The 25,917-nt window shown below is 61.0% G+C and carries 29 protein-coding genes; 18 read left to right on the plus strand and 11 right to left on the minus strand.

From position 1 onward, the window contains the following. Nucleotides 1-12: 12 nt before the first annotated feature. Together LCU97_RS01560 and LCU97_RS01565 are read right to left on the minus strand one after the other, a co-directional pair. Nucleotides 13-789, minus strand: a complete 777-nt coding sequence (locus LCU97_RS01560) for a substrate-binding periplasmic protein (RefSeq protein WP_232775409.1) — start codon at nucleotides 787-789, stop codon at nucleotides 13-15. A 110-nt stretch (nucleotides 790-899) separates the two neighbouring features. Then, entirely contained in the window at nucleotides 900-1,526 is a 627-nt protein-coding gene (locus tag LCU97_RS01565; RefSeq protein ID WP_053155266.1) for a TetR/AcrR family transcriptional regulator, read from the minus strand. Between the two features lie 150 nt (nucleotides 1,527-1,676). Here LCU97_RS01565 and LCU97_RS01570 point away from each other — a divergent pair, with 150 nt between their 5' ends. The 6 genes from LCU97_RS01570 to ppnP all read left to right on the plus strand — a co-directional run bounded on the left by LCU97_RS01570 (nucleotide 1,677) and on the right by ppnP (nucleotide 9,269). Beyond that, nucleotides 1,677-3,467, plus strand: coding sequence for an acyclic terpene utilization AtuA family protein (locus LCU97_RS01570; protein WP_053155264.1), 1,791 nt, complete (start codon nucleotides 1,677-1,679; stop codon nucleotides 3,465-3,467). A gap of 30 nt (nucleotides 3,468-3,497) precedes the next feature. Next, a complete protein-coding gene (gene atuC / locus LCU97_RS01575; protein ID WP_053155262.1) occupies nucleotides 3,498-5,114 on the plus strand; it encodes a geranyl-CoA carboxylase subunit beta in 1,617 nt (538 codons plus the stop codon). A 27-nt stretch (nucleotides 5,115-5,141) separates the two neighbouring features. Beyond that, nucleotides 5,142-6,299 carry a citronellyl-CoA dehydrogenase gene (gene atuD / locus LCU97_RS01580; protein ID WP_232775410.1) on the plus strand — a complete coding sequence of 386 codons (1,158 nt, stop codon included), beginning with the start codon at nucleotides 5,142-5,144 and terminating at the stop codon, nucleotides 6,297-6,299. Nucleotides 6,300-6,304: 5 nt separating this feature from the next. Beyond that, a complete protein-coding gene (locus LCU97_RS01585; RefSeq protein WP_053155407.1) occupies nucleotides 6,305-8,272 on the plus strand; it encodes an acetyl/propionyl/methylcrotonyl-CoA carboxylase subunit alpha in 1,968 nt (655 codons plus the stop codon). An 82-nt stretch (nucleotides 8,273-8,354) separates the two neighbouring features. Beyond that, nucleotides 8,355-8,897 carry an exonuclease domain-containing protein gene (locus tag LCU97_RS01590; RefSeq protein WP_232775411.1) on the plus strand — a complete coding sequence of 181 codons (543 nt, stop codon included), beginning with the start codon at nucleotides 8,355-8,357 and terminating at the stop codon, nucleotides 8,895-8,897. A gap of 87 nt (nucleotides 8,898-8,984) precedes the next feature. Next, entirely contained in the window at nucleotides 8,985-9,269 is a 285-nt protein-coding gene (gene ppnP / locus LCU97_RS01595) for a pyrimidine/purine nucleoside phosphorylase (RefSeq protein WP_053155256.1), read from the plus strand. Between the two features lie 106 nt (nucleotides 9,270-9,375). On the opposite strand, the gene LCU97_RS01600 is transcribed toward ppnP, so the two are convergent. Then, complete coding sequence (locus tag LCU97_RS01600; protein WP_053155255.1) at nucleotides 9,376-10,185, minus strand: MOSC domain-containing protein; 810 nt, start codon at nucleotides 10,183-10,185, stop codon at nucleotides 9,376-9,378. Between the two features lie 70 nt (nucleotides 10,186-10,255). Further along, on the minus strand, nucleotides 10,256-11,179 hold the full coding sequence (locus LCU97_RS01605) for a chemotaxis protein CheV (RefSeq protein WP_053155253.1): 924 nt from the start codon (nucleotides 11,177-11,179) through the stop codon (nucleotides 10,256-10,258). A gap of 485 nt (nucleotides 11,180-11,664) precedes the next feature. Between LCU97_RS01605 and LCU97_RS01610 the strand changes: the two genes are divergently transcribed. From LCU97_RS01610 to LCU97_RS01620, 3 genes are all read left to right on the plus strand, one after another. Then, complete coding sequence (locus LCU97_RS01610; protein ID WP_053155251.1) at nucleotides 11,665-12,135, plus strand: hypothetical protein; 471 nt, start codon at nucleotides 11,665-11,667, stop codon at nucleotides 12,133-12,135. Nucleotides 12,136-12,360: 225 nt separating this feature from the next. Then, nucleotides 12,361-13,254, plus strand: coding sequence for a sensor histidine kinase (locus LCU97_RS01615; RefSeq protein ID WP_232775566.1), 894 nt, complete (start codon nucleotides 12,361-12,363; stop codon nucleotides 13,252-13,254). After that, nucleotides 13,251-13,910: a response regulator transcription factor gene (locus tag LCU97_RS01620; RefSeq protein WP_053155247.1), complete on the plus strand. Its 660-nt coding sequence runs from the start codon at nucleotides 13,251-13,253 to the stop codon at nucleotides 13,908-13,910. The genes LCU97_RS01615 and LCU97_RS01620 overlap by 4 nt, the downstream gene beginning before the upstream one ends. Here the strand turns inward: LCU97_RS01620 and yegS are convergent. Beyond that, complete coding sequence (yegS, locus tag LCU97_RS01625; RefSeq protein WP_232775567.1) at nucleotides 13,894-14,811, minus strand: lipid kinase YegS; 918 nt, start codon at nucleotides 14,809-14,811, stop codon at nucleotides 13,894-13,896. The genes LCU97_RS01620 and yegS overlap by 17 nt on opposite strands. Nucleotides 14,812-15,158: 347 nt before the next feature. On the opposite strand from yegS, the gene LCU97_RS01630 reads away from it, so the two are divergent. Beyond that, on the plus strand, nucleotides 15,159-15,467 hold the full coding sequence (locus LCU97_RS01630) for a hypothetical protein (RefSeq protein WP_232775412.1): 309 nt from the start codon (nucleotides 15,159-15,161) through the stop codon (nucleotides 15,465-15,467). A 61-nt stretch (nucleotides 15,468-15,528) separates the two neighbouring features. On the opposite strand, the gene LCU97_RS01635 is transcribed toward LCU97_RS01630, so the two are convergent. Then, a complete protein-coding gene (locus LCU97_RS01635; protein WP_232775568.1) occupies nucleotides 15,529-16,716 on the minus strand; it encodes a molybdopterin molybdotransferase MoeA in 1,188 nt (395 codons plus the stop codon). Nucleotides 16,717-16,738: 22 nt separating this feature from the next. After that, complete coding sequence (moaB, locus tag LCU97_RS01640) at nucleotides 16,739-17,278, minus strand: molybdenum cofactor biosynthesis protein B (RefSeq protein ID WP_053155241.1); 540 nt, start codon at nucleotides 17,276-17,278, stop codon at nucleotides 16,739-16,741. Nucleotides 17,279-17,356: 78 nt separating this feature from the next. Here moaB and mobA point away from each other — a divergent pair, with 78 nt between their 5' ends. Both mobA and LCU97_RS01650 read left to right on the plus strand, forming a co-directional pair. Then, a complete protein-coding gene (gene mobA / locus LCU97_RS01645; RefSeq protein WP_053155239.1) occupies nucleotides 17,357-17,953 on the plus strand; it encodes a molybdenum cofactor guanylyltransferase MobA in 597 nt (198 codons plus the stop codon). A gap of 104 nt (nucleotides 17,954-18,057) precedes the next feature. Then, nucleotides 18,058-18,279, plus strand: coding sequence for a YgdI/YgdR family lipoprotein (locus LCU97_RS01650; RefSeq protein WP_053155237.1), 222 nt, complete (start codon nucleotides 18,058-18,060; stop codon nucleotides 18,277-18,279). A 79-nt stretch (nucleotides 18,280-18,358) separates the two neighbouring features. Here the strand turns inward: LCU97_RS01650 and LCU97_RS01655 are convergent, their stop codons facing one another. From LCU97_RS01655 to LCU97_RS01665, 3 genes are all read right to left on the minus strand, one after another. Then, complete coding sequence (locus tag LCU97_RS01655) at nucleotides 18,359-19,249, minus strand: pseudouridine synthase (RefSeq protein ID WP_232775413.1); 891 nt, start codon at nucleotides 19,247-19,249, stop codon at nucleotides 18,359-18,361. Between the two features lie 73 nt (nucleotides 19,250-19,322). Beyond that, nucleotides 19,323-19,643, minus strand: coding sequence for a hypothetical protein (locus tag LCU97_RS01660; protein ID WP_053155233.1), 321 nt, complete (start codon nucleotides 19,641-19,643; stop codon nucleotides 19,323-19,325). A 95-nt stretch (nucleotides 19,644-19,738) separates the two neighbouring features. Then, nucleotides 19,739-19,993 (minus strand): glutaredoxin family protein, encoded by a 255-nt coding sequence (locus LCU97_RS01665; protein ID WP_053155231.1) that lies wholly within the window; start codon nucleotides 19,991-19,993, stop codon nucleotides 19,739-19,741. Nucleotides 19,994-20,174: 181 nt separating this feature from the next. Between LCU97_RS01665 and LCU97_RS01670 the strand changes: the two genes are divergently transcribed. Then, nucleotides 20,175-21,887, plus strand: a complete 1,713-nt coding sequence (locus LCU97_RS01670) for a cation:proton antiporter (protein WP_232775414.1) — start codon at nucleotides 20,175-20,177, stop codon at nucleotides 21,885-21,887. Nucleotides 21,888-21,895: 8 nt separating this feature from the next. On the opposite strand, the gene LCU97_RS01675 is transcribed toward LCU97_RS01670, so the two are convergent. After that, the gene (locus LCU97_RS01675; protein ID WP_232775415.1) at nucleotides 21,896-23,104 is read right to left on the minus strand and encodes an ammonium transporter; all 1,209 of its coding nucleotides are present in this window, start codon (nucleotides 23,102-23,104) and stop codon (nucleotides 21,896-21,898) included. Between LCU97_RS01675 and LCU97_RS01680 the strand changes: the two genes are divergently transcribed. The 5 genes from LCU97_RS01680 to LCU97_RS01700 all read left to right on the plus strand — a co-directional run bounded on the left by LCU97_RS01680 (nucleotide 23,103) and on the right by LCU97_RS01700 (nucleotide 25,878). Then, nucleotides 23,103-23,270 carry a hypothetical protein gene (locus LCU97_RS01680; RefSeq protein ID WP_232775416.1) on the plus strand — a complete coding sequence of 56 codons (168 nt, stop codon included), beginning with the start codon at nucleotides 23,103-23,105 and terminating at the stop codon, nucleotides 23,268-23,270. The two genes, LCU97_RS01675 and LCU97_RS01680, sit on opposite strands and share 2 nt — an antisense overlap. Before the next feature lie 173 nt (nucleotides 23,271-23,443). Beyond that, nucleotides 23,444-23,758 (plus strand): DUF883 family protein, encoded by a 315-nt coding sequence (locus LCU97_RS01685; RefSeq protein ID WP_053155225.1) that lies wholly within the window; start codon nucleotides 23,444-23,446, stop codon nucleotides 23,756-23,758. Nucleotides 23,759-23,760: 2 nt separating this feature from the next. Beyond that, on the plus strand, nucleotides 23,761-24,153 hold the full coding sequence (locus LCU97_RS01690) for a phage holin family protein (RefSeq protein ID WP_053155222.1): 393 nt from the start codon (nucleotides 23,761-23,763) through the stop codon (nucleotides 24,151-24,153). Continuing rightward, nucleotides 24,150-24,485: a hypothetical protein gene (locus LCU97_RS01695; RefSeq protein WP_053155220.1), complete on the plus strand. Its 336-nt coding sequence runs from the start codon at nucleotides 24,150-24,152 to the stop codon at nucleotides 24,483-24,485. The genes LCU97_RS01690 and LCU97_RS01695 overlap by 4 nt, the downstream gene beginning before the upstream one ends. 64 nt (nucleotides 24,486-24,549) lie before the next feature. Further along, complete coding sequence (locus LCU97_RS01700) at nucleotides 24,550-25,878, plus strand: deoxyguanosinetriphosphate triphosphohydrolase (protein WP_053155217.1); 1,329 nt, start codon at nucleotides 24,550-24,552, stop codon at nucleotides 25,876-25,878. Nucleotides 25,879-25,917 lie beyond the last annotated feature (39 nt).

Below are 25,917 nucleotides of genomic sequence, written 5' to 3' on the forward strand. Positions count from 1 at the left end.
TTTAGTCGCCGGTCAATGGCTGTGCACCGGCACCAGCGCTATCTGGTAAGGCTTGAAAATCGCCAACAGTTCACCGTTGTCCCGCAGCGTTTGCAGCAAGCGGGTAAATGCTTCGCCGGTGATCGGCGCCTGGGGCCGGATCAGCGCGTAGTGATGGTAGATCTGATCGATACGATCGGAGATCAGCAATTGGGGACCTACTTCGGGATTGCGCAAGATGTAATCGTGCAGGTACGAACGGGTCACCAGCGCCATGTCAACGCGCCCACGCAGGACCATCAACAGGTTGCTGTCGTGGGAATACGTCAGCGTGGCGTTGTACTGGCCGATCAGGAATTTGGGGTCGGCGTTGAATTCGGCAAAGGCGTAGTGGTAGCCACTGAACAGGGCCAGGCGCTTGCCCCTGAGATCGGCGAAATAGCTTTGCTGGCGATCTGGCTGGCGCTGGGTGACGAAGATCTCCGCGTCCTCCAGGCCCATGTCCACCGCCGTATGGGGCACGTCTTTCCAGCCCCATTCGGGGTTCTCGAAAATCGCCATGTCCACCCGGCCCTGCTTGAAATCATTGAAGCGGCGCGGGATCGACGTTGGCACCAGCACGAACTGATAGTCAGTCTGGGAGCGATTCAGGGCCTCGACCAGTTGCGGCAACAAGCCGGTGTCGGCTCCATTCTCGGGACGGACCGTATAAGGCGGAAAATGCGCGGCACCGATACGGACCAATTGCGCCGCCGAAGCGGGCAAGACCAGGAAAACGGCCAGTGCGGCCAGTAGAACACGGGAGGTCATCCCCATCGTCGAACACGTCAAGGTCACCCACTCCCCATAAGTCATACATTCAAGCTAGGCGGTTTCAGCCATTTGGCCAGCCACTTGGCCAGCGAATGGGACAGCCCTGTTTATTGTTTTTCTTCAAGCACCAGGATCAATGCCTGTTCGGCCAGGTCATCCAGACTCAGGCTGCCTTCGGCCCGAAACCAGGTGGTGGTCCAGGACAATGCACCTGTAAGGAACCGCCGGGTGATGGCCACGTCTGCGCGAATATACCCGGCATCCTTGGCCTGACCCAACACCTCCAGCCACAACTGCTCATAAATATCGCGCAAGGCCAGCACCCGCCGCTGCCCGTCCTCGGATAACGAGCGCCATTCATAGACCAGCACGGCCATCGCCTCGCCGGTTCCGCCCATGATCGACTGCAGTTCGCAACGGATCAGCGCCAGCACCCGTTCACGCACACTGCCCGCCTCGGCCAGGGCTGCTCGCATCAGCGCAGTGTTGTAGCGGACGGTTTCTTCCATCACCGCCCGCAAAATCTCATCCTTGCTCTTGAAGTGATGAAAGATGCTGCCGGACTGGATACCCACGGCACTCGCCAGGTCACGCACCGTGGTGCGTTCGAAGCCTTTGTTGCGAAACAGGTGAGCGGCTGTCTGGAGCAGCTTGCCGCGCGCGCTGTCCGGATCGGTCAGTTGCCCGAGTTCAACCAACTCCCGCATCACCTTGAGGGCTTTTTGCTCATCCACCCTTTCTCTCCTACAGTCGTTCGACGTGGCGCCGGCAATTTAAGCCGGGTGGATCAACCAAGCAAGCGCTCGGGCCAAAGAACTCAACGCCGTTTACAGACCAAGCGCTTGCTTGGTAGTCTCGGACCACGTTTGCTGGAGGGATTCCCCATGCCAAGCACGATCCGTATCGGTTGCGCCAGCGCCTTCTGGGGCGACACCCGTGTTGCCGCGGCGCAGCTGGTCGAAGGTGGAAACCTGAATTACCTGGTGTTCGACTACCTGGCCGAGATTACGCTCTCGATCATGGCCGGCGCACGCTTGAAAGACCCTCGGGCGGGTTATGCCACAGACTTCGTCGAAGTGCTGGCGCCGCTACTCCAGCGTTTGCAAGCTGGCGCCATCCGTGTCATCAGCAACGCCGGCGGGGTCAACCCCCAGGCATGTGCCGCCGCCCTGCAAGCGGCCTGCGACGCCGCGGGCGTGTCGTTGAAGATCGCCGTGCTGCTGGGGGACGATCTGCAATCACAGAGCCAACGGCTCGCCGAACAGGGAATCCGCGAGATGTTCAGCGGCGAGCCATTGCCCTGGACCTGTATTTCCACCAACGCCTACCTCGGAGCCCCCGGCATTGTCGAAGCCCTGCGCCTGGGCGCCGATATCGTGATCACCGGCCGCGTAGTGGACAGTGCGGTGGTCAGCGCCGCATTGGTGCACGAATTCGGCTGGGCCTGGCACGACTACGACAAACTGGCCCAGGCCGCATTGGCCGGGCACCTCATCGAATGTGGCGCCCAATGCACGGGCGGCAATTTCACCGACTGGCGGGACGTACCGGATTACGAGCACATCGGCTTTCCTATCGTCGAAGTCAGCGCGGACGGCCAGTTCATCGTCACTAAAGTCGAAGGCACCGGCGGGCTGGTCACGCCGCTGACCGTCGGCGAGCAACTGCTCTATGAAATCGGCGACCCGCAGGGCTATCTGCTGCCGGATGTGATCTGTGACTTCAGCCACGTCAAGTTGATCCAGCAAGGCAAGCAGGCAGTCCGCGTCCATGGCGCCAGGGGGCTGCCGCCCACCGATCGCTACAAGGTGTGCGCCACCTGGCCAGACGGCTTTCGCTGCACGGCCCTGTGCCTGATCGCCGGCATCGATGCGGTGGCCAAGGCCGAACGGGTCAGCCAGGCGATTATCGCCAGAACCTCGCACATGTTTATCCAGCAGGGATGGGCGCCTTACAGCGAAGTGAACGTCGAGTTGCTGGGCAGCGAGGCCACTTATGGCCACCACGGCCAACGCCAGGACAGTCGCGAAGTGCTGATCAAACTGGCGGTGCGCCACCCGGAACGCCCGGCACTAGTACTGTTTTCCCGGGAAATCGCCCAGGCTGCCACCGCCATGGCGCCGGGCCTGACCGGTCTGGCGGGCGGCCGTCCGACGGTACAGCCGCTGATTCGCCTCTTCTCGTTCCTGATCGCCAAAACCGCCTGCCCACTCGAAATCGAACTCGACGGCCAGCGCCACCCTTGTGCCCTGCCCGTGCCCGAGCCCCTGGAAACCCGCGAATTGCCCGTTGCCCCGCAACTGCCCAAACCCCATGGCCGGGCCGATGCCAGCGTCCCGTTGGTCAAGCTGGCGGTGGCCCGTTCCGGCGACAAGGGCAACCACAGCAACATCGGCGTGATCGCCCGGGAACCCGAATATTTACCGTGGATCGCCGAGGCGCTGACGCCGGAGGTGATGGTCGACTGGATGAGCCACGTACTCGACCCGTTGCTGGGCCGCGTCGAACGCTGGTACCTGCCGGGCACCCACAGCCTGAACTTCCTGTTGGAAAACGCCCTCGGCGGTGGTGGTGTCGCCAGCCTGCGCATCGACCCCCAAGGCAAGGCGTTCGCACAACAATTGCTGGAGATCCAGATTCCGGTCCCCCAGGACATCGCCGACCGGGTCAACTGATGCAAACGTGTCCGACAAGGAGCCATGGCCATGCCCGTCATCGAATCGCACCTGGACCCGCACGGCGCTGACTTCGCCCGCAATCATGCGGCAATGCTGGCCGCTGTGGAGCAACTGCGCCGACTCGAACAGACCATGCTGGAGAAAGCCGCCCAGGCCCAGGCCCGATTCGACCAGCGCGGCCAATTGCTGCCGCGCCAACGCCTGAACCTGCTGCTCGATCCCGGTGCGCCGTTCCTCGAACTGGCGAGCCTGGCCGGCTACAAGCTCCATGAAGACAAGGATGGCAGCGAGGCCGGCGGCGGCTTGATCGCGGGTATCGGCTTTGTCTGCGGCGTACGGGTGTTGGTGATGGCGAATAACAGCGCCATCAAGGGCGGCACCATTTCCCCCAGCGGCCTGCAAAAGACCCTGCGCCTGCAACAGATCGCCATGGAAAACCGACTCCCACTCATCACCCTCGCCGAAAGCGGCGGTGCCAATCTCAACTATGCCGCACAGATTTTCATCGAAGGCGCGCGCAGCTTCGCCAACCAGGCTCGGATGTCGGCCATGGGCCTGCCGCAGATCACCGTGGTGCACGGTTCGGCCACCGCCGGCGGCGCTTATCAACCGGGCTTGTCGGATTACGTCGTGGTGGTGCGCGACAAGGCGCGGCTGTTCCTGGCCGGACCGCCGCTGCTCAAGGCCGCCACCGGTGAAGTGGCCACCGAGGAAGAACTGGGCGGGGCGCAGATGCATGCCCAGGTGGCGGGCACCGCCGAATACCTGGCTGAGAACGACGCCGACGGCATCCGCCTGGCCCGGGAAATCGTCAGCCTGCTGCCCTGGAATGCGCAGTTGCCGCCACGACCTGAACGAACCTGGGCAGAACCGCGCTACGCCGCCGAAGAACTGTTGGGCGTCGTCCCCGATGACCCGAAGAAACCCTACGATGTGCGAGAAATCATTGCCCGCCTCGCCGACGGCTCGAACTTTCTCGACTTCAAGCGCGAATTCGACCCCCATACGGTCTGCGGCCACTTGCACATTCGCGGTCATGCCTGCGGCGTGATCGGCAACAACGGCCCGATCACGCCCAAGGGCGCGAGCAAGGCGGCGCAGTTCATCCAACTCTGTGACCAGAGCCGCACGCCTCTGCTGTTCCTGCACAACACCACCGGGTTCATGGTGGGCACCGAGGCGGAACAGCAAGGCGTGATCAAACACGGTGCCAAGATGATCCAGGCCGTGGCCAACGCCCGCGTACCCAAGCTCACGATCGTGGTGGGCGGTTCCTACGGTGCCGGCAACTACGCCATGTGCGGGCGCGGGCTGGATCCGCGTTTCATCTTCGCCTGGCCCAACAGCCACACGGCCGTGATGGGTGGCGCCCAGGCCGGCAAGGTGCTGCGCATCGTCACCGAAGCCGCGCAACTCAGGAACGGCGTCACTCCCGACCCGAAGATGCTGGACCTGCTCGAACACACCACCGCGCAGACGCTCGACAGCCAGTCCACCGCCCTCTACGGCAGTGCCAACCTGTGGGACGACGGGCTCATCGACCCGCGAGACACCCGCACGCTGCTGGGCTACCTGCTGGACATCTGCCACGAGGCCGAGGCCCGCCCACTGCAATCCAACAGTTTCGGAGTCGCCCGTTTCTGACCGCAGCCGCCCAGGAGAGCAACGAACATGATCTTCACCCAGGAACACGAAGCACTGCGGCGCACCGTTCGCCAGTTTGTCGACCGCGACATCAACCCCTACGTCGACGAATGGGAAAAGGCCGGGCGTTTTCCAATCCATGAGATTTTCCGCAAGGCCGGCGACTTGGGATTGCTGGGGATCTCCAAGCCGCAAGCCTTTGGCGGCATGGGCCTGGACTACAGTTATTCGATCGTCGCGGCCGAGGCGTTCGGCACCATCCATTGCGGCGGCGTGCCGATGTCCATCGGCGTCCAGACCGACATGTGTACCCCGGCCCTGGCACGTTTCGGCTCCGATGAACTACGCGAAACATTCCTGCGCCCGGCCATCCGTGGCGACCAGGTGGGTTGCATCGGCGTGTCTGAAACCGGCGCCGGTTCCGATGTCGCCAGCCTCAAGACCACGGCGCGCAAGGATGGCGAAGACTATGTCATCAATGGCAGCAAGATGTGGATCACCAATGCGCCAAGCGCCGACTTCATCTGCCTGCTGGCCAACACGTCGGACGACAAGCCGCACCTCAACAAATCGCTGATCATGGTGCCCATGGACAGCCCCGGCATCAGCCTCGGTGCGCACTTGGACAAGCTGGGCATGCGCAGCTCGGAAACCGCCCCGGTGTTCTTCGATGACGTGCGGGTGCCGCAACGCAATCGCATCGGCCAGGAAGGTGCCGGGTTCATGATGCAGATGATCCAGTTCCAGGAGGAACGGCTGTTCGGTGCCGCGAACATGATCATGGGTCTGGAACGCTGCGTCGACAGCACCATCGAGTACTGCCGGGAACGCAAGACCTTCGATACAGCGCTCATCGACAACCAAGTGATCCACTTCCGCCTGGCAGAACTGGCGAGCGAAATCGAATGCCTGCGGGCGCTGGTCTACCAGGCCACCGAGCAATACATCAACGGACAGGACGTCACGCGGCTGGCTTCCATGGCCAAGCTCAAGGCCGGGCGCCTGAGCCGGGAAGTCACCGACAGTTGTCTGCAATACTGGGGCGGCATGGGGTTCATGTGGGACAACCCGGTGGCGCGGGCCTATCGCGACGTCCGGCTGGTGTCCATTGGCGCCGGAGCGGATGAAATCATGCTCGGCATCATCTGCAAGCTGATGGGGATTTTGCCGGGGAAGAAGAAATGAGCCGCTTGCCCACCTTCAGCAAAATCCTCATCGCCAACCGCGGCGAGATCGCCTGCCGGATCCAGCGCACTGCCCAGGCCCTGGGCTATCGCACGGTGGCGGTTTTCAGCGAGGCCGACGCCGATGCCTTGCATGTGCGCATGGCCGATGAAGCCGTCTCGATCGGCCCTGCCCCGGTGCAACAGTCCTATCTCAACCAGCCGGCCATTCTCGCGGCGGCTCGACGCACGGGCGCCGATGCGATCCATCCGGGCTACGGTTTCCTTTCGGAAAACGCCGGGTTCGCCAGGGCCTGCGAAGACGCCGGCCTCCTCTTCATAGGCCCCAGCCCCGAGGCCATCGAGCTGATGGGCAGCAAGCGACGTTCGAAAATCGCCATGCTTGCCGCCGGCGTGCCCTGCATCGCTGGCTACCAGGGCGCCGCTCAGGACGATGACACCTTGAGCCACGAAGCCAAACGCATCGGCTACCCACTGATGATCAAGGCCAGCGCCGGCGGTGGTGGCCGGGGCATGCGGTTGGTCCAACGGGCCGAAGACCTTCTGGAGCAGCTGCGCAGCGCTCGCTCCGAAGCCCTGCATGGCTTCGGCAGCGACGAGTTGATTCTTGAACAGGCGTTGGTCGATCCGCGGCATGTGGAGGTGCAGATTTTCGGCGATCATCACGGGCATCTCATCCACCTCGGCGAACGGGACTGCTCGATCCAGCGCCGACATCAGAAAATCATCGAGGAGGCGCCCTGCCCGGTCATGACTGCTGATCTGCGCCGGGCCATGGGCGAGGCGGCGCTCAAGGCCGGCCGCGCGGTGAGTTACGTCGGTGCCGGCACCGTGGAATTCCTGCTGGCCGATGATGGCCAGTTTTATTTCCTGGAGATGAATACCCGATTGCAAGTCGAACATCCGGTCACGGAGCAGGTCACCGGCCTGGACCTGGTGGCCTGGCAACTGGACGTCGCCGCAGGCTTGCCATTGCCCCTGCGCCAAGACCAAGTACAACTCAGCGGCCATGCCATGCAAGCACGACTTTACGCCGAAGACCCGGCCGAGGCGTTCCTGCCCCAGACCGGACGATTAATCGGCTGGAAGCCGCCTCAGCGGGAGGCGCGCATCGATCATGGCCTGTTGGAAGGCCAGTTCGTCAGCCCGTTCTATGACCCAATGCTGGGCAAGTTGATCACCCATGGCGCCACTCGCGAAGAGGCCCGGCGCAAGTTGCTGCGGGCGGTGGAGGATTGCGTATTGCTGGGGGTCCGCAGCAACCAGCGGATGTTGGCGGCGCTGCTGGCGCATCCGCGATTCGTCGAAGGCGACTTCAGCACCGGCTTCATCCCACGGCATTTCAACGATCATCCGGCCCTCCAGCCCCATGCCCCCTCGCTCGAACAACTCGCCATCGCCACCGCACTTTTCTATCAGGCCAGCGGGGCACGTCATGGCCACGGTCTGGCTGGATGGCGAAACACCGCCGGCGCGACGCTGCAATATCGACTCGGTACGGGAGAGCTCGACTGGAGGCCGAGCCTGACCGCCGAAGCCGACGGCACGCTGCGAGTCCGCCTCGACGATTCCGTGGTGGAACTGAAACTGCTCGATGTGGACGGGAGTGATGCCACCGTATGGGTCGATGGCGTTCGCCAGCACTGCACCTGGCGTCTCGACGGTAGCGATCTCTGGCTGTTCACTCGGCCCGGTAGCTTGCACCTGCAAGACCGGACCCAGGCCAACGTCACACCCCGCGCAGCGGTCGGCGACGGTATGCTCAGGGCGCCCATGGATGGCGCCATCGTCGAACTGCGGGTCGAAGAGAACAGCGTGGTGCATCGGGGGCAGCTATTGATGGTGCTCGAAGCAATGAAAATGGAGCATCCGCTCGAAGCAGACCGGGACGGGGTGGTCCGGGCATTGCAAGTCAAGCAGGGTGAGCAGGTACGGAACCGACAGATTCTGTTGCGGATCGAAACAGACCATTAGGCTTTTCATACAGAGCCTAGGCGGATGCGTCGGGTTTGACTACGCTCAAACCCATCGGCTTGCCTTCTATCGGAACCCTGCGATGCCCAACTGGCTGGTGATTGACCTGGAGGCCACTACCGATGAGGGTGGCTGGCCAGTAACCGAAATGGAAATTATCGAGATCGGCGCCTCGCTGGTGAATCGCGACGGCCACGAAGTGGATCATTTTCAGCGTTTCGTTCGCCCGCTGAGGCGGCCCCTGCTTACACCGTTCTGCCGCGAGCTGACGCGCATCACCCAGGCCAATATCGACGGGGCAATGCCTCTTTCCGAAGTCTGGCCGGCGTTCGAACGCTGGCTGACACCGTACCGGACGAACCTGGGAGGCTGGGTCAGCTGGGGCGACTACGACCGTAAGCAATTGCTTCAGGAATGGCAGCATCATCAGCTACAGAGCTTTCTCGGCCAGGTGCCACACATGAACCTCAAGCAGCGCTTCGCCAAGGCCCGTCGGCTTGAACGTCCCTTGGGCCTCAATGGGGCATTGCAATTGGCCGGCCTGCAATTCTGCGGTCAACAGCATCGGGCCCTGGAGGATGCACGCAATACGGCGCGACTGTTGCCTCTGGTGCTTACGGACTGAACGACCCACCCCGCGTTGCAGATGACGAGTGCCGATGCCTTGTGCATACTGGCCGGCCTTTTTCAGCCCTTTTTCGAGGAATCGCCCATGTTCAAAGTCAACGAATACTTCGACGGCACAGTCAAGTCGATCGCTTTCGGGACTGCCGAAGGCCCTGCGACCATCGGTGTCATGGCACCGGGCGAATACGAGTTCGGTACCGCCCAGCGGGAAATCATGCACGTCGTTTCCGGCGCTCTGACCGTGAAACTGCCCGACAGCACCGAATGGGAAACCTTCGCGGCCGGCAGTCAGTTCAATGTTCCGGCCAACAGCAAGTTCCAGCTCAAGGTCGCCGTCGACACGGCCTACCTGTGCGAATACCGCGGCTGAGATTGCTTCGAGCATGAAAAAGCCCGTGTCCAGTGACACGGGCTTTTTCATGCTCGTGGCCTGTACGGTTAATTTGAGTGTACGAATCAGCCACACAGGCCACTGGTTATTCGAGCACTTCAACCGGCATGCCGACTTCAAGTCGGCCGTTGCCATCGTTGACCAGATTCTGGCCAAACATCGCGCCGTCCGGCGTGGAACGATACTGCTGCAAGGTAGCGAACGGCTCGCGGTTCGGGTCGCGCTCGCCGGTTTGCGGATCGACCGTCGTCATGATGCAGCGCGAGCAAGGCTTGACCACGCGAAACTCCACATCGCCGATACGGATGCGCTTCCAGTCATCCTCGGCAAACGCCCCGCTGCCCTCGATCACCAGGTTGGGACGAAAGCGCAGCATCTCCAACGGGCGCCCGACCCGGTTCGAGAGGTCCTGCAGAGAGGCCTGGCCAATCAACAGCAGCGGGAATCCATCTGCAAAGGCGACTTTGTCGTCATCCTTGCCATAACCGGCCGCCGTGGTGCGTGCCATTTCCACCGGAACATGCACCAGCCGGGTGGCGTTGCCGATGAATTCACTGACCCAGCCGGCCGCCTCGTCACCGGCATCCGGGACACGCAGGGTGTCGCGCCAGATCGTCACCCCGCGCAGTTGCTCTTGAGTAGCAGAAGGCAGCGCCACGTCGACACTGCCATAGCCTGGCGCACTGAGCGTCAGGCCGCCCGCCTCATTCCACAGGGCCGAGAGTTGGCTCATCTTCGCCACGGCCCGCTGGGTCAGGAAGCGTCCGCTGGCTTCATCCACCAACATCCAGCGCCGATCACCGTCCAGCCCGAGCTTGTCCAGGCCAATTCCCGGCAGGGACTGGCCCTTGCCGGATTTCAACGGGTAACGGTACAGCGCGCTCAGCCGCAACATGGTCAGCTCCCTGATGGCGAAAAAATGCCACCCTATACGAACCGGCCATCGAAGCAAACCATGTTCGGTTTCAGCCGAGCATCAGTCGCTGGCGCACCACATCCACCAATTTGTCCGGCTGGAATTTGGAGAGGAAATTGTCGCAGCCGACCTTCTTGACCATCGAATCGTTGAAGCTGCCCGACAGCGAGGTGTGCAGCACGACATAGAGCCCACGCAGACGCGGGTCATTGCGGATCTCGGTGGTCAGGCGATAACCATCCATTTCCGGCATTTCCGCGTCGGTGAAGATCATCAGTAATTTGTCGGTCATCACCTCGCCGGTGTCAGCCCAGGCCTTGAGCATATTCAAGGCTTTCAGACCGTCGCTGGCGATGTGCATTTTCACGCCCAACTGCCCCAGCGTGTCGCGCAGTTGCGAAAGCGCCACGTTGGAGTCGTCCACCAGCAACACTTCGCGCCCCCGAGCCTTTTCCAACACCGGATCTTCGAGCTTGTCCCGGGAGACCTTGGCGTTGTACGGCACGATTTCGGCCAGCACCTTTTCCACGTCGATGATTTCCACCAACTGGTCGTCCACCTTGCTGATAGCCGTCAGGTAGTGTTCACGGCCGGCGCTGCCCGGAGGCGGCAGGATCGCTTCCCAGTTCATGTTGACGATACGATCCACGCCACCTACCAAGAACGCCTGGACCGAACGGTTGTACTCGGTAACGATGATCGTGCTATTGGCTCCCGGCACCAGCGGACGCATGCCAATGGCCTGGGACAGGTCGATCACCGGCAGCGTCTGGCCGCGCAGATTGACCACGCCACACACGAACGGATGGCGTTGCGGCATCAACGTCAGCTTCGGCAGTTGCAACACTTCCTGGACCTTGAACACGTTGATGGCGAACAACTGCCGCCCTGCCAGGCGAAACATGAGAATTTCCAGGCGATTCTCACCCACCAGCTGGGTTCGTTGATCTACTGTGTCGAGAATGCCGGCCATTATTGATGACTCCTGGGATTGTTCGGATAAATCCAATAATGCAACTATCGGCCGCGCGAGCCGGATCTTGACCCCTCGATGAAATACATCTCGGGGCATTGATATCACCTTAACATCATGCTTTACTGGCCTCACGCTTTAATCCGCTTCCCCTTCCGCGCTGCGCGACCTCGTTTTTCGCGTATGGTTCCCTTGCCTAAGGGAATCCCCTAGCAACAATCAGGTCCAACCTGATATTCCCAATTTCCAATAGCCATTAATGTGACGCCATTCTCATTGCTGAACGGAGTCAGGCCTTTGTGCGCGACAGCAGGACATCGGACTTTCAGCCTTTCGGCCGATCCCACCCTTGCAACTATCCGCGTGCTCTGTCCTGCCGTATGGCAAGGATGTGCCGACGCACTTTCGTTCGTTGCCAGTCGTGAGATCCAGCCGTTCGTCACACGTGATTTTCTTTCGTCTGACATGATGTTGTGGAGATAAGCATGCCGAACGATCGTAAGGACTGGTCTCAGCGCCTGCCCGAATTCCTGATCGAAGCCGAAACGCTTCTGGCCAAATCGGAGGAGTGCCTGAGCCATCTGCAACTGATCAGTAACGATAAGGATGCGATCGATTGCATGCTCAGTACCTTGTTGAAGCTGGCAAACAAGGCCGATGCCCTGGCGCTGGAAGCCGTTTCGGAATTTTCCCTGCATATCCACGGTTTGCTCAGCCATGCGCAGAGCCACATGGACCTGCATGAGCAGGCTCTGGACGCATTGAAGGATTGCTTCACCCTGATGGCCTGGCAACTGGAGCTGGTCGATCCCACCACCGGCCAACTCAGCCTGGACAACAGCGAACAGACCTCACTGATCGAGGCATTTGCCTTCCAGGTAGGCCGGACACCTTGCGAAGAAGTCCACGCAGCACACCGGCTGGCCCTGGTGCCTTACTCCCAGAAGCAAGCCTGACAAGCTCCGGCCCGCCATCCGATGCATGGCGCTTTCACGACACCATGCCGAACGCGACCAACGTTAGATGAAGTGGTACTATGTCTCGCGTCAGTCGTTTCAAAAGTACGGCGTGGTGAAAGCCGTCCATCGAAGCCAACCTCGACCCGAAGCACTTACCCAACCCGGCCTGTCAGATCCGCTGACCGGCCAGCCCGCAGCGAACATTCATTGGCTCCATCCGCTATGTACGCCAGCCTCAAGTCATTCGTCACCTGGCCACCCTCCCGAGAAAACGCCCGCCGGTTCACACTGTTTCTGTGCATGAGCTCGACCCTCGGCAACCTGCTGGTTTACCTGTCCGCCCAAGCCATGCCGGTGAGCCTGCTGGCGCTGGATGTCGCCGCCTTGACCTGTGTCTGGATCCACTACCGGCTGTCGCGCAAATCCATCAAGTTCCAGCCCCAGGAACTGGCCGACCGGTTACTCGAAGTTCAGGAAAACGAACGTCATCGACTCAGCCGGGAACTGCATGACGATATCGGCCAGTTACTGACCGCGGCGAAACTGCAAGGCGAGTGGCTCAAGCGCCGGATACCGGAGGAATTGCAAGGTCAATGCTCGGTCCTCTGCGAAACACTGGACGAAACCCTGCACAAGGTCCGCGATGTATCGGCAATCCTCAACCCTCGCCAATTGACCAGCCTTGGGCTTGAAGCCAGCCTGCGTGCGCACCTGCTCAAGACATTGGCCAATACCTCGCTAAAGTGGAGCCTCGATTGCCAGCAGCGCATGACTGGCATTCCGGAGGAAATGGCCGTCGCCGCCTTTCGGATCACCCAGGAGGCCGTCACCAATATCCTGCGTCATGCCCAGGCGCAGAATCTGCTGGTGCGTCTACAGCGCCTGCCCGAAGGCCTGTTCCTGTTGATCAGCGACGACGGCCAGGGATTCGTCCCGGCGGACCACCCCGCCCGGGCAGGCCAACGGGGTATGGCCGGCATGTCGGAGCGGGCCCAACAATTGGGCGGCACCCTCAAGGTGACCAGTGAAGCCGGCAAGGGCACACATATCGAAGCACGTTTTCCCTGGGCCCCTCGGACCCTGGCGCGGGCCAGTAAGAATAAGGTTCTCCATTGACTTGTAATTTACTTCTCGTAGATGACCACTCGTTGATCCGAGCCGGCGTACGCGCCCTGGTCACGGATTTGCCTGGTTATGCCGTCATCGGCGAAGCCAGTGACGGCACCCAGCTGTTGGAGCTTGTAGAACGGTTGGCGCCCGACATCGTGCTGCTGGATATTTCCATGAAAAACACCAGCGGCCTGGAGGCCTTGCAGCAGCTCAAGCAGGCGCGTCCCCACAGCAAAGTACTGATCCTGTCGATGCACACCGATCCGGCGCTGATCATGCAGGCGCTGGAGTCCGGCGCCCACGGGTATCTGCTCAAGGACACCACCGCCACCGAGCTGGGGCACGCCCTGGACGCGTTGCGCAACAACGAACGCTACCTGAGCCCGGCCATCGCCCACACGGTGATCAACCAGGCGCTGACCCGCGCCCAGAAGCTTCAACCCGCCCCCGTCCAGACCCATAACCTGACGGCGCGCCAGTTGGAAATCTTGCGGCTGATCGTGCGCGGCAAGTCGACCCGGGAAATTGCCAATGGCCTGAGCCTGAGCATCAAGACCGTGGAAACTCACCGGGCCCAGATCATGAAGCGCCTGCAGATCCACGATGTGGCAGGGCTGGTGCTTTTCGCCGTGCGCGAGCAGATCATCAGTCTGGACGATTGAGTAGCGCAGAAGTCGTCAGCAGAGGCGAATCGGACGGCAGATGCACACGCAACGCCCGCTCACGCACCGTAAACTTCAGACTGTCGACCTGCAACGGCTCACCATCAAGATTGATGTCCAGGCCTTGGGCGACCTTGATTTCCACCCAGGGCAGGCGCACGCGCACGAACATGTTGTCGATGCCCAGGCCTCCGGCCAGCAAGTCCTTCAAGGTACTGACCACTTCCTGGGGGGCCGGCAGGATACTGATGTCGAGCAAACCATCATCGACCAGTGCTTGCGGGCATAACTGATGGCCTCCCCCGGCCTGCCGGCCATTGCCGATACCCAGCGCCAGCAAATCACCCTGCCAGCTGAATCCGGGGCCCTGCAATTCGCCATAGGCCGCACTCAGCTCACTGAAGCGCGTCAGACCGGTGAACAGATAAGCGGCGCCCCCCAGCACCTTCTTGAGGTCCTCGGAAGTGTTTGCCGTGACCTGACTGCCGAAACCACCCGTGGCCATATTCAGGAATATCCGCCCGCCGACTTCGCCCAGATCGATGGCTTGCGGCTCGACATCCAGCAAATCAAGGGCCTGGTCCGGTTCCAGCGGAACGCCCGCTGCCCGGGCAAAATCATTGGCCGTGCCCAATGGCAACAGCACCAGACTGGCATCTGTCGACTGACGCGCAAGCGCTTCGGCAATATCCCGCAAGGTACCGTCCCCGCCACCGGCAATCAGTCGCGTGTAGCCTGCCGCCAGCGCCTCGTCGACACAACGCTGGGCATCGCCGGCCTCCCACGTCAACCTTACCGCCAGGTCCCAGCCTTGCTTGCGCCTGGACATCACTGCTGCCCGAACCTCTTCGTTGAGCGCTTGCTTGCCATGCAGGATCAACAGCGCCTTGCCTTTGCTCATCATCGTCTCCGTCATTGGAAGGTTCCAGGAAATCGGACCGCTCAATCAGCCGAAAAAGCCCCCCACGGATCAATTTCGATCAAAAAAAAGCAAATGCCTTGTCCATGAGAGGACGCCAGTCCGGACTACCGGACGGAGACTTCTTCACTCAAAGAGTTTTCTTACAAGGCGTGGCGAATCCGCTCAATTGACCCTCTAGCTGTATTGAGACACCTTGGCACTCTGTTGTCTGGACCTTCAAAACACTCATCACACAAGGATGTGCTACCCCATGGATGGATACGTCACGGCCCACAAGGGCCTTATCAGTGGCTCGAACCGGGTTGATCGAAGGGACGAGCGAGCCCATGCATAGCCAGGAATATACGCTGTCACACAGGCCGCTCGCCTCGATTGGAAGCGAGCGGGCCGAGAACCGGAACGAATGCAAAAGTTGCAGCAATCCTGCTGGAGGAGTCGATTTGGAACCGCGCGTCGTCGAACTGGAAACCCACCTCAAATACATCCGCAGAGACATGGATGAGATCCGCACCGACGTAAAGATCATCCGACACCGGCTCGCCTATTCGGCTGGCGCGGCAGCGGTGATCCTCGGCCTGCTGGGTTGGCTCGCAAACAGTCGTTTCGATCAGTTGGTCATGCTGCTCTCACGCTAACGACGGTGGGTGCCACGGCCCAGGCAGCGGGTCCGGGCCGGAGCAAACCCTTTGCGCCCTTTTAGCCCAGAACTTCGCTTAAAGGGATGAAACCGACCTCATCACCTTCGACCAGGGTCTGCCCTTCGAACACTTCGACCAGCCCGTCGGCCCAGGCCGCACTGCGCAGAACACCGGAGCTTTGGTTCCGGTAGAGGGTGGCCCTTCCATTCTCCAGTCGACCCCGCAAATATTCTCGCCGGTTGCCGGCCTTCGCCCAGACGAATCCGGCCGGCACCTTGAACTTGAGCGGCTCGACCGACTCCACACCCTGGCGTCGCAACAGGTAAGGCCGGGCCAGTAGCGCAAAAGTCACCAGTGTCGAGGCGGGGTTTCCGGGCAGCCCTATCACCGGGACGCCACGGAAATGCCCGACCGTCAGCGGTTTCCCCGGCTTGATGGCAAGCTTCCAGAGCGTCAACTCGCCTTCTTCCCGCAATGCGGTGCCGAGGAAGTCAGCCTCTCCGACCGACACACCGCCGGTGGACAAAATTAGATCGACGTCCGACAGTTGGGCCAGGCGTGCACGGGTAGCGGGTAAATCGTCTGGCAGGATGCCCGCGTCGACTACATGACAGCCCAGCCGTTGCAACCAGCCGCAGAGCAACACACGGTTACTGTTATAGATCTGACCTGGACCCAGTGCCTGACCGGGTTCGACCAGTTCGTCACCGGTGGACAGGACGGCAACGCTGACCTTGCGCACCACTTGCAGCGTCGCACAGCCCAAGGATGCCGCCAGCCCCAGCTCGATTGGCCCCAGGCGAGTGCCCACTGGAAGGACCTGTTCGCCCACAGTGGTTTCCTGGCCCTGGGGACGGATGTTTTGCCCGCTGACCAGAGGTGCGGTAAACCGTACCCGCTGGTCACTGTCCACCACCGCGTTTTCCTGCATCTCGACGCAGTCAGCACCGGCAGGCACCGGTGCTCCCGTAAAGATCCGCGCACAGGTTCCTGCAGCCAATGGCTGCGGGGCCTGGCCGGCAAAGATTCGCTGGCTGACCGCCAGCGGCTCGCCATGCCAATCGGCCAGCCGCAAGGCATACCCGTCCATCGCGCTGTTGGGCCAGGGAGGCAAGTCGAGGGACGACACCAGATCCTCGGCGAGCACGCGCCCTTGCGCCTCACCCAAGGGTACCTGCTCACGCTGGGTAATCGGTGCCGCCGCCGCCATCTCGAGCAGCCGCTGCAACGCGACCTCGACGGCCATCAAAGTGCCGGTCTTGCCTGGTTTACCCACGGGATTCACAAGGGGCCGCCTGTTTCAGATGGGCCACGAAGTTACACGGGCGATGTCGCGCATCCAGTTGCTCGGCCAGGATTGCGTCCCAACCGGTACGCACTGCGTTGGTCGAGCCCGGCAGGCAGCACACCAGCGTACCGTTGGCCAGACCCGCCAATGCTCGGGACTGGACAGTGGAGGTACCGATATCCGCCACGGAAATCTGTCGGAACAGCTCTCCGAAACCATCGACCTGCTTGTCCAGCAGGCAGGCCACGGCTTCCGGCGTACTGTCGCGACCGGTAAAACCGGTACCGCCGGTAATCAGTACGACTTGCACGATCTCATCGGCTATCCAGGTCGCGACTTGCGCCCGGATCTTGTACAGATCATCTTTGAGCAGGACCCGCTCAGCCAGATTATGACCCGCCGCCATCAGCCGATCGACAAAGACCTGCCCGGAGGTATCGGTTTCCAGGGTGCGGGTATCACTGACTGTCAGCACCGCGATGTTGAGCGGCACGAAAGGTACATCAGCCTTGGCTTTCATAGGCTCGTCCAGTTGTGGGAGAAACAGCCCGGTGTTATATCACAGCGCTTCATTTTTCCGCCTGTGGGGAAACACACCATGACCTCGAATATTTCCTTGCCACCGTGCTCCATCCTGCTGCTGGCAGGTGGACGCGGACAACGGATGGGCGGGCGGGACAAAGGCCTGGTGGAATGGCAGGGCGAACCGCTGATTGCCCATCTCCATCGTCATACCCGCGCGCTGAGCGATGACCTGATCATTTCCTGCAATCGCAATCCGGAACGCTATGCGTTGTATGCCGATCAACTGGTGCATGACGATGAGGGTGACTTTCCTGGCCCGCTGGCGGGCATACGGGCGGGCTTGAGGGTCGCGAAGCATCGTTTTTTGCTGGTGTTGCCCTGCGACGTACCGAACATCGACTCGAACCTGCTGGACGATATGCGCCAAACAGCAAGCCAGCATCCCGACAAGCCGCTGATGGTGCGCCACGGCGAACACTGGGAACCGTTGTTGTGTGTCATTCCGCTGGCTGTGGCAGCCACATTCGAAGAGGCCTGGCGCGAAGGCGAACGCAGTCCGGGCCGGATCATGCGAATGCTGCACGCAGTTGCCTTGCAATGTCCGGCTGACGATCCCCGGCTGGCGAATCTGAATACACCTGAACTGCTGTACCAACACCAAGAGCGCTGATGCCGGCATTCAATTTCACGCTACAGGCCTCTAGCCAGGAACTTGCGCACGTTGTATACGTCTGAAGGTCAGTAACCTGAAGAATTCCATTTCGGAGAAACACCATGACTCAACGGACCCTCGCCACTTTCATGCTCGCACTGGGCCTGGCCACTCTTGCAGGGTGTGCATCGCCAACTGTGATCACCTTGAATGATGGTCGCGAAATCCAGGCCGTCGACACTCCCCATTACGACGAAGACACCGGTTTCTATGAGTTCGAACAGCTGGACGGCAAGCAAACCCGCGTAAACAAGGATCAGGTCCGCACCGTTAAAGACCTCTAAGCGCCAACGCCGCACCGATACGAAAAAGCCCGCAAACAAGATTGCGGGCTTTTTCATGCCTGACGCAAAGCCGCAGCGGCTACCATTGCAGCGTGATACCGCTTTCAAAAATACGCTCCTGCCCCGTGACCGGATCGACGAAGCGCAGCCCCTGGGCCAGCAATTTAAGCGGATTGGCATAGTCGTCCGGCGCATCCCGCTGCACATCGGGATAAAACGGGTCGTTGCAGATGCCCGCCCCAAGGGCACTCATGTGCACCCGCAACTGATGCTTCTTGCCGGTGACCGGATAGAGTCCGTAGCGCCACAGTTCGCCATTCTTTTCCAGCACCTCGATGGTCGTTTCGGTATTGGGTTCGCCCGGCCCTTCCTGCATCCGGAAAAACGGCTCGCCGTCGACCATCCGGCTTCTATGCACCCGGGGAAACGTCAACTGAGGCAACGCCGGCGCAATGGCCTGGTAGCGTTTGTCGATCTGCCGCGCAGGGAACAGTGACTGGTAAGCCGATCGGCTTAGCGGACTGGCTGAAAACAACACCAGCCCGGCGGTGTGCCGGTCGATACGGTGCAAGGGGACCAGATGAGGATTGTCCAATCGCCGGATCAGTCGTCGCAACAGGGTCTGCTCGACGTACTCCCCCGCGGGAGTGACTGGCAGGAAATGCGGCTTGTCAGCCACCACCAGATGCTCGTCGGCGTACAGGACCGTCTCGACGACCGGGATCGGCTTCTCATCGGGCACCTCGCGAAAATAGTGGATGCGTAGTCCTTCACGGTAGGGCAAGTCGATTCGGATCGCCTTGCCCTCACCGTCCAGCACGCGCCCCCGGGCAATCCGGTCCAGCCATTGCTCGCGGCTGATGGCGCTGAAATGCTCGCACAGACATTCCAGCACCGTTTGCCAGGGACCGGGGGGTAGATACAAGGTACTGGCCTGATGGTGCGCGGCGGAAAAGGATGAATCGGACATTCGAAACTCTTGGGCAATATTTACAAGGCGACATTATCCGACAGGTGCGCAAGTCAGCCCAGCCATGATTGACTCAGGCAGTGATCGGGGTAGAGGCTGCCGTCGCTTCGGTGAACTCCTTCAGCCAGCGCAGCACTTCCACTGCCTCCCAGCGCCCCGGGTCGTACAAAGCGTACAACAACCCCTGGTAACCCACGACATCCAGCTGCTTGTGATAACCGGCACGCTGGAACAGCGCCTCGATCTCAGCGAAACAGGTGTTGAAATGCAGCTTGTTGAAGGGTGTCTTGCCCTCGGTTACCAGTCCGTCGAGACGCAGCTCCAGCACGGCCTCGCGCACGACGTCCACGGACATCCTGTTCACGCTGTTCTTCAATTGTTCGACGTTGAGCAAAGTCACGCACTCCAGATAACTGTATATACATACAGTAACCGAAGAATTCCCTTTTCGCCAATGGCAATGCTCGGACACGGAACGCACAAAAGCGCTCAACTGAGAAAAACAGCCACCTGGTTGGCATTATCGAAAGGCCAATCCAGTTCCTCGCCGGTATCGTTCCTGCGCAATACCGGGATGCGCAACCCATAGGTTTCGGACAGGAACTCGCTTTCGGCGATATCCACCAGCTCCACCAACAACCCATGTTCAACGAAAGGCATCAGCACCCCTTCGGCAACTTCGCAAAGATGACAACCCAAGGTACCGTACAGCTGACATTCAGGGAGTTCGCTTCCAGGAGGCATGGCAGGTAGACCCACAAAAGATAGACGGTCATTCTAGGCCCGCTCCCGAAAACCGTCGAGCCGCGTAAGCCGCATCAGTCCCTTTCGGCAAAACGCTGATGCAAATCATTGAGCGCAAATGCTTTTTGGCGCCTTCTTGTCTTCTAAGCTATGTGTCACAAGTCCTGATACGGAGTGTCCCTTGTTTGCCAACCTGCTGATCATTCTCGCCTCCTCCCTGGTGGTCATCGCCCTGTTCAGGCGGCTGCGGCTGCCACCGGTGCTGGGCTATCTGTGCGTCGGGCTGGCGGTCGGACCCACTGCGCTGGGCTGGGTGAACGACAGCGAGGAACTGCCGGACCTGGCCGAGCTCGGGGTGGTTTTCCTGTTGTTTTCCCTGGGGCTGGAGTTCTCTCTGTCCAGGATGCTTGAACTGCGGCGTGTCGTGTTCGGTCTCGGCAGCCTGCAAGTGGCATGCTCCGGGGCACTCCTGGGTAGCGTGCTGGTGGCGTGCGGCGCACCGGTTCCGGTCGCGCTGTTGCTGGGGGCCGGGCTGGCCCTGTCATCCACCGCCATCGTCAGCAAGGAGCTGACCAGCCTCGGGGAGATTTTCAGCAGCCACGGCCAGAACGCTATCGGTGTGCTGCTGTTCCAGGACATCGTCGCGGTATTGCTGTTGACCCTCGTACCCGTGTTCGCCGGCAGCAGTACACAGGCCTGGTATTGGGCGCTGCCCCTGACACTGGGCAAGACCCTGGTGCTGTTCGGCGGCCTGCTGCTGACCAGTCGCCTGCTACTGCCCCGATTGTTCCATGAGGTGGCTGCGTCCCGCTCCGCCGAATTGTTCGTGCTGCTGGCCCTGGTCATCGTTTTGCTGACGGCATGGCTGACCCATCTGCTCGGGCTCTCGCCAGCCCTTGGCGCGTTCCTGGCGGGCATGCTGCTGGGGGAAAGTCATTACCGGCATCAGATCGAGGCAGACATCCGGCCGTTCCGCGACATTCTGTTGGGCCTGTTTTTTGTCAGCATCGGCATGCTGATCGACCTGCAGTTGTTCGTGGACGACGGCTGGCTGATCCTTGGCCTCACCCTGGGACTGATGCTCATCAAGGGCTGCGTGGTCGCCCTCCTGGTGAAATGGCGAGGCAGCGACGGCGAAACCGCGTGGCGCAGCGGCCTGGCCCTGGCCCAGGGCGGAGAGTTCTGCTTTGCCCTGATGGCCTTGATGCAGCAGAACCGCCTCATGCCGACCGATCTTGGCGGCCCGCTGCTGGCAGCGACGTTCAGTTCGATGCTGCTCACGCCATTGTTGCTGCGGGCCGCGCCGGGTATCGCCGCCCGCCTGCACCGCAAACCCAACGAAGCCGCCCAACTGGACCAGATCAGCGAACTCAATGCCGGCCTGTCCGGCCATGTGATCATTTGTGGGTACGGGCGCGTCGGCCAGTCTATCGGGCGCTTCCTGCGTCGGGAAGACCAGGCCTTCGTCGCCCTGGATGACGATCCGGTGATCATCCAGGAAGCCACCGTCGGAGAAAGCTGCGTGTATTACGGCGATTCACGACGTGCAGACCTGCTCACCGCCGTCGGCCTGGGCCGTGCCCGACTGGTGGTAATCGCGGTGGACAAGACCGACATTGCCATCAGTGTGCTCAGGGAGGCCCGTCGGCTCAACCCGCAGGTACCGATTCTGGTGCGTACCCGCGACGACAGCCAACTGGCCGAACTGCAGGCCGCCGGGGCCAGTGAAGTGGTTCCGGAACTGCTGGAGTCAAGCCTGATGCTCGCGTCCCATGCCCTGATCATGCTCGGTCTGGCCGAGCAGCAGGTTCGCCAGCATGTGGATCAGGTCCGCCACGACCGCTATCGGCTGCTGCACGGTTTTTATCCCGGCAACCAGGACAAGGAGCCCTGATGCCTCCTTCAGTCCTGGCTGACGGCGCCTATCTTGTGAATCGACAGGTCGGCACCGTAATACTCCTGTTCCTGCGTCAGCCGAAGCCCCAATACGACCTTGATCAGGCCATAGACCGCGAACCCACCGACCAGGGCGACCGCCACACCCAATGCACTGCCAATCAGTTGGCTGGTCAGGCTGACCCCACCCAGGCCGCCCAGGGCAGCCTGACCAAAGATACCGCAGGCAACGCCACCCCAGACCCCGCACAACCCGTGCAATGGCCAGACGCCGAGCACGTCGTCGATCTTCCATTTGACCTGGACCGCGGTGAAACACCAGACAAACAGGACGCCGGCAATGGCACCGGTGGCCAGCGCACCCACCGGGTGCATCAGATCGGAGCCGGCGCAGACCGCCACCAGCCCGGCCAATGGGCCGTTGTGCAGGAAGCCCGGGTCGTTGCGTCCGACGATCAGTGCCGCCACGGTTCCGCCGACCATGGCCATCAACGAGTTGACCGCCACCAGTCCACTCACCCCCGGCAGCGTCTGGGCGCTCATCACGTTGAAACCAAACCAACCGACAATCAAAATCCAGGAACCGAGCGCGAGAAACGGAATACTCGATGGCGCGAACGCCACCAGTCGACCGTCCCGGTATCGACCGTTGCGCGCGCCAAGCAGCAGGACAGCGGCCAGCGCCAACCAGCCGCCCATGGCATGCACCACCACAGAACCGGCAAAGTCATGAAAGCCAGCGCCGAACCGGGCTTGCAGCCAGGCTTGCAGGCCAAGATTGCCATTCCACACCAAGCCTTCGAAAAAGGGATACACGAACGCCACGATCAACACCGTGGCGCACAACTGCGGTGCGAATCGCGCACGTTCGGCAATACCACCGGAGATGATCGCCGGGATCGCAGCGGCGAAGGTGAGCAGGAAAAAGAACTTCACCAGGCTGTAGCCATGATCGGTGCTCAGCACCGCTGCAGGCTGCAGGAACGTCACGCCATAGGAAATCCAGTAGCCCACGAAGAAATAGGCCAAGGTCGAGACTGCAAAATCGCTGAGGATTTTCGACAATGCATTAACCTGGTTTTTTTGCCGGACGGTCCCCACTTCCAGGAACGCAAAACCGGCGTGCATGGCCAGGACCATGACCGCGCCGAGCAGAATGAACAGCGTGTTGGAGCTGTGGACCAGACTGTCCACAGCGCTTTGCAGATTTTCCATGGTATTGGCAGACCTGAAAAAGTTGAAAGAAGCATCCGAGCGGATCGCACCGCCTGCAGTGCACCAAGTTGAACCGATTCGCCTGCCGCTCGAAGGCCGACGAACCGCTTTGGTGCATGAATCAGGTCAATACAGAGGTGATGCTTCGCCGGTTCTGTTTATTTGAGTTAAGGTCTTGCTGCCCTGCGCCCGACTTCGGCGCACGGAGACAGGCGATGCACCAGCGCATGGCAAACCTTGGGCCAAGACCCAGCAAAAGTTGTACCAGTCAATTTCACTGAACCTTCCAGCAAGGCTTACACTCGAACGCATCAGATGTCATTTCACGGAGATCCATCCATGGCCAGCCCCCAGGCAAAGACTGCACAAGAAATCCTGAAGGAAGATTTTCAGACACTGGTCAGCGACACCGAACGCCTGTTGGAACATACCGCGACATTGGCGGGTGACCAGGCAGACGAACTGCGCAGCCAGATCCACGAAACCCTCCTGCGTGCCCGCGACACCCTCAAAGTGACCGAGGACTCCATGCGCGAACGCGGCCAGGCGGCAGTGATCGCCACAGAGCAATACGTACAGGCCAACCCTTGGCAATCGGTCGGCATCGCCGCTGGGGTGGGCTTTTTGATCGGTCTGCTGGCGACACGGCGCTGATGATGGGTATGAACGAACCTGGCTCGTCCGAAGCGGCGGGCACGAAATCGTCGGCACGCCGTCTGGGGGCTGCGTTTCTCGGGCTGCTGCACAGCCATGTCGAACTGTTCGGCATGGAACTGCAAGAGCAAAAGGCCCGTACCGTCAGCCTTCTGTTGTTCGCCGGTCTGGCGCTGGTGTTTGCACTGTTGCTGCTGGTAGGACTCTCGACACTGGTGCTGATTCTGGTGTGGGATACCTATCGGATGGCGGGAATCATCGGCCTGTGCCTGTTTTACCTGCTGGCGGCATTATTCTGCGGACTTCGGCTCAAGGCGGCGATCTACGACGAATCATCCCCCTTTCACGCCACGCTGGAAGAACTGTCCAACGACCGGGAGCGTCTGCTGCCATGAGCCTGCCCGATATCCCTCAAGCCCGGACACGACAGGAAATGCGCAAGGCACTGGTGCGCTTGCGCATGGAAATGCATCGCCAGGAAATCCGCCAGGAAACGAACCAACTGTTGCAACCCTTGCAGCGGGTACGTGGCTTCACTCAGAACTGGCACGAAGGTTTCGGCATCAAGCATGCCCCCCTCTGGGGCATGGCCGCGGTGACGCTGTTGGGCTTCCTCACCGGCAAGCGCACCCGCCGCGGACGCAGCACTGGCTTGCTTCGCCTGGTGCGACTGGCAACGACGCTGCTGCCATTGATCAAACTGGCCAAGAGCGCACGCAAGCCTTGACGGGCTTGCGGGGCGCTGCCCGAACAGGGAAGCTAGCGACAAATCCTCAACGGAGCAACCGGCCTTGGACTGGCACACCCTGCTGACTCGCGAACGCCTCGGGAAACCGCTGCACAGCTCGGAAGAACTGGGCCGAAGCCCTTTCCATAAAGACCATGACCGCATCATCTTTTCCGGCGCCTTCCGGCGATTGGGACGCAAGACCCAGGTGCACCCGGTTTCCAGCAATGATCACATCCACACACGCCTGACCCATTCGCTGGAAGTCAGTTGCGTCGGACGCTCCCTGGGGATGCGCGTGGGGGAAACCATTCGCGGCGCCCTGCCCGACTGGTGCGAACCGAGCGACCTGGGCATGGTGGTGCAGTCGGCCTGCCTGGCCCACGACATCGGTAACCCACCGTTCGGTCATTCCGGCGAGGACGCTATCCGCTATTGGTTTCAACAGGCGGCAGGCCGTGGCTGGCTCGATGCCATGAGCGAGGCCGAACGCAACGACTTTCTCCACTTCGAAGGCAACGCCCAGGGGTTCCGGGTCCTCACACAACTTGAATACCATCAGTTCGACGGCGGCACCCGCCTCACCTACGCCACCCTCGGCACTTATCTGAAATACCCCTGGACGGCCCGCCATGCCGATTCCCTGGGCTACAAGAAGCACAAGTTCGGATGCTACCAGAGCGAATTGCCCCTGCTTGAGCAGATTGCCCACAAGCTTGGCCTGCCGCAGATCGAAGACCAGCGCTGGGCGCGGCACCCATTGGTGTACCTGATGGAAGCCGCGGACGATATCTGCTACGCCCTGATCGATCTGGAAGACGGCGTGGAGATGGACCTGCTGGCTTACTCGGAGGTGGAGTCGCTGCTCCTGGACCTGGTGGGTGACGATCTGCCGGAAACCTACCGTCAACTCGGACCGCTGGATTCACGCCGACGCAAACTGGCGATCCTTCGAGGCAAGGCCATCGAGCACTTGACCAACGCCGCCGCCCGGGCATTCGTCGAACAGCAGGAAGCATTGCTGGCCGGCACGCTGCCAGGCGATCTCGTGGAGCACATGCATGGACCGGCCAAGCGCTGTGTGTTGAATGCCAAGGACATGGCGCGCAAGAAGATATTCCAGGACAAACGCAAAACATTGAATGAAATCGGCGCCTACACCACGCTGGAAATCCTGCTTAACGGATTTTGTGGCGCCGCCCTGGAACAACATGGCGGGCGTACCCCTTCATTCAAGAATCGACGCATCCTCGACCTGCTGGGGAACAACGCGCCCGACCCCAATGGATCCCTGCATGCGGCGTTCCTGCGGATGATCGATTTCATCGCTGGGATGACAGACAGTTACGCCAGTGAGATGGCCCAGGAGATGACGGGTCGCATCCGTCAATAAAAACTTATTGCACGTCACATACCCATGACCCACCGCTCG

The sequence above is a fragment of the Pseudomonas uvaldensis genome (assembly GCF_021271205.1).
Lineage (GTDB): Bacteria > Pseudomonadota > Gammaproteobacteria > Pseudomonadales > Pseudomonadaceae > Aquipseudomonas > Aquipseudomonas uvaldensis.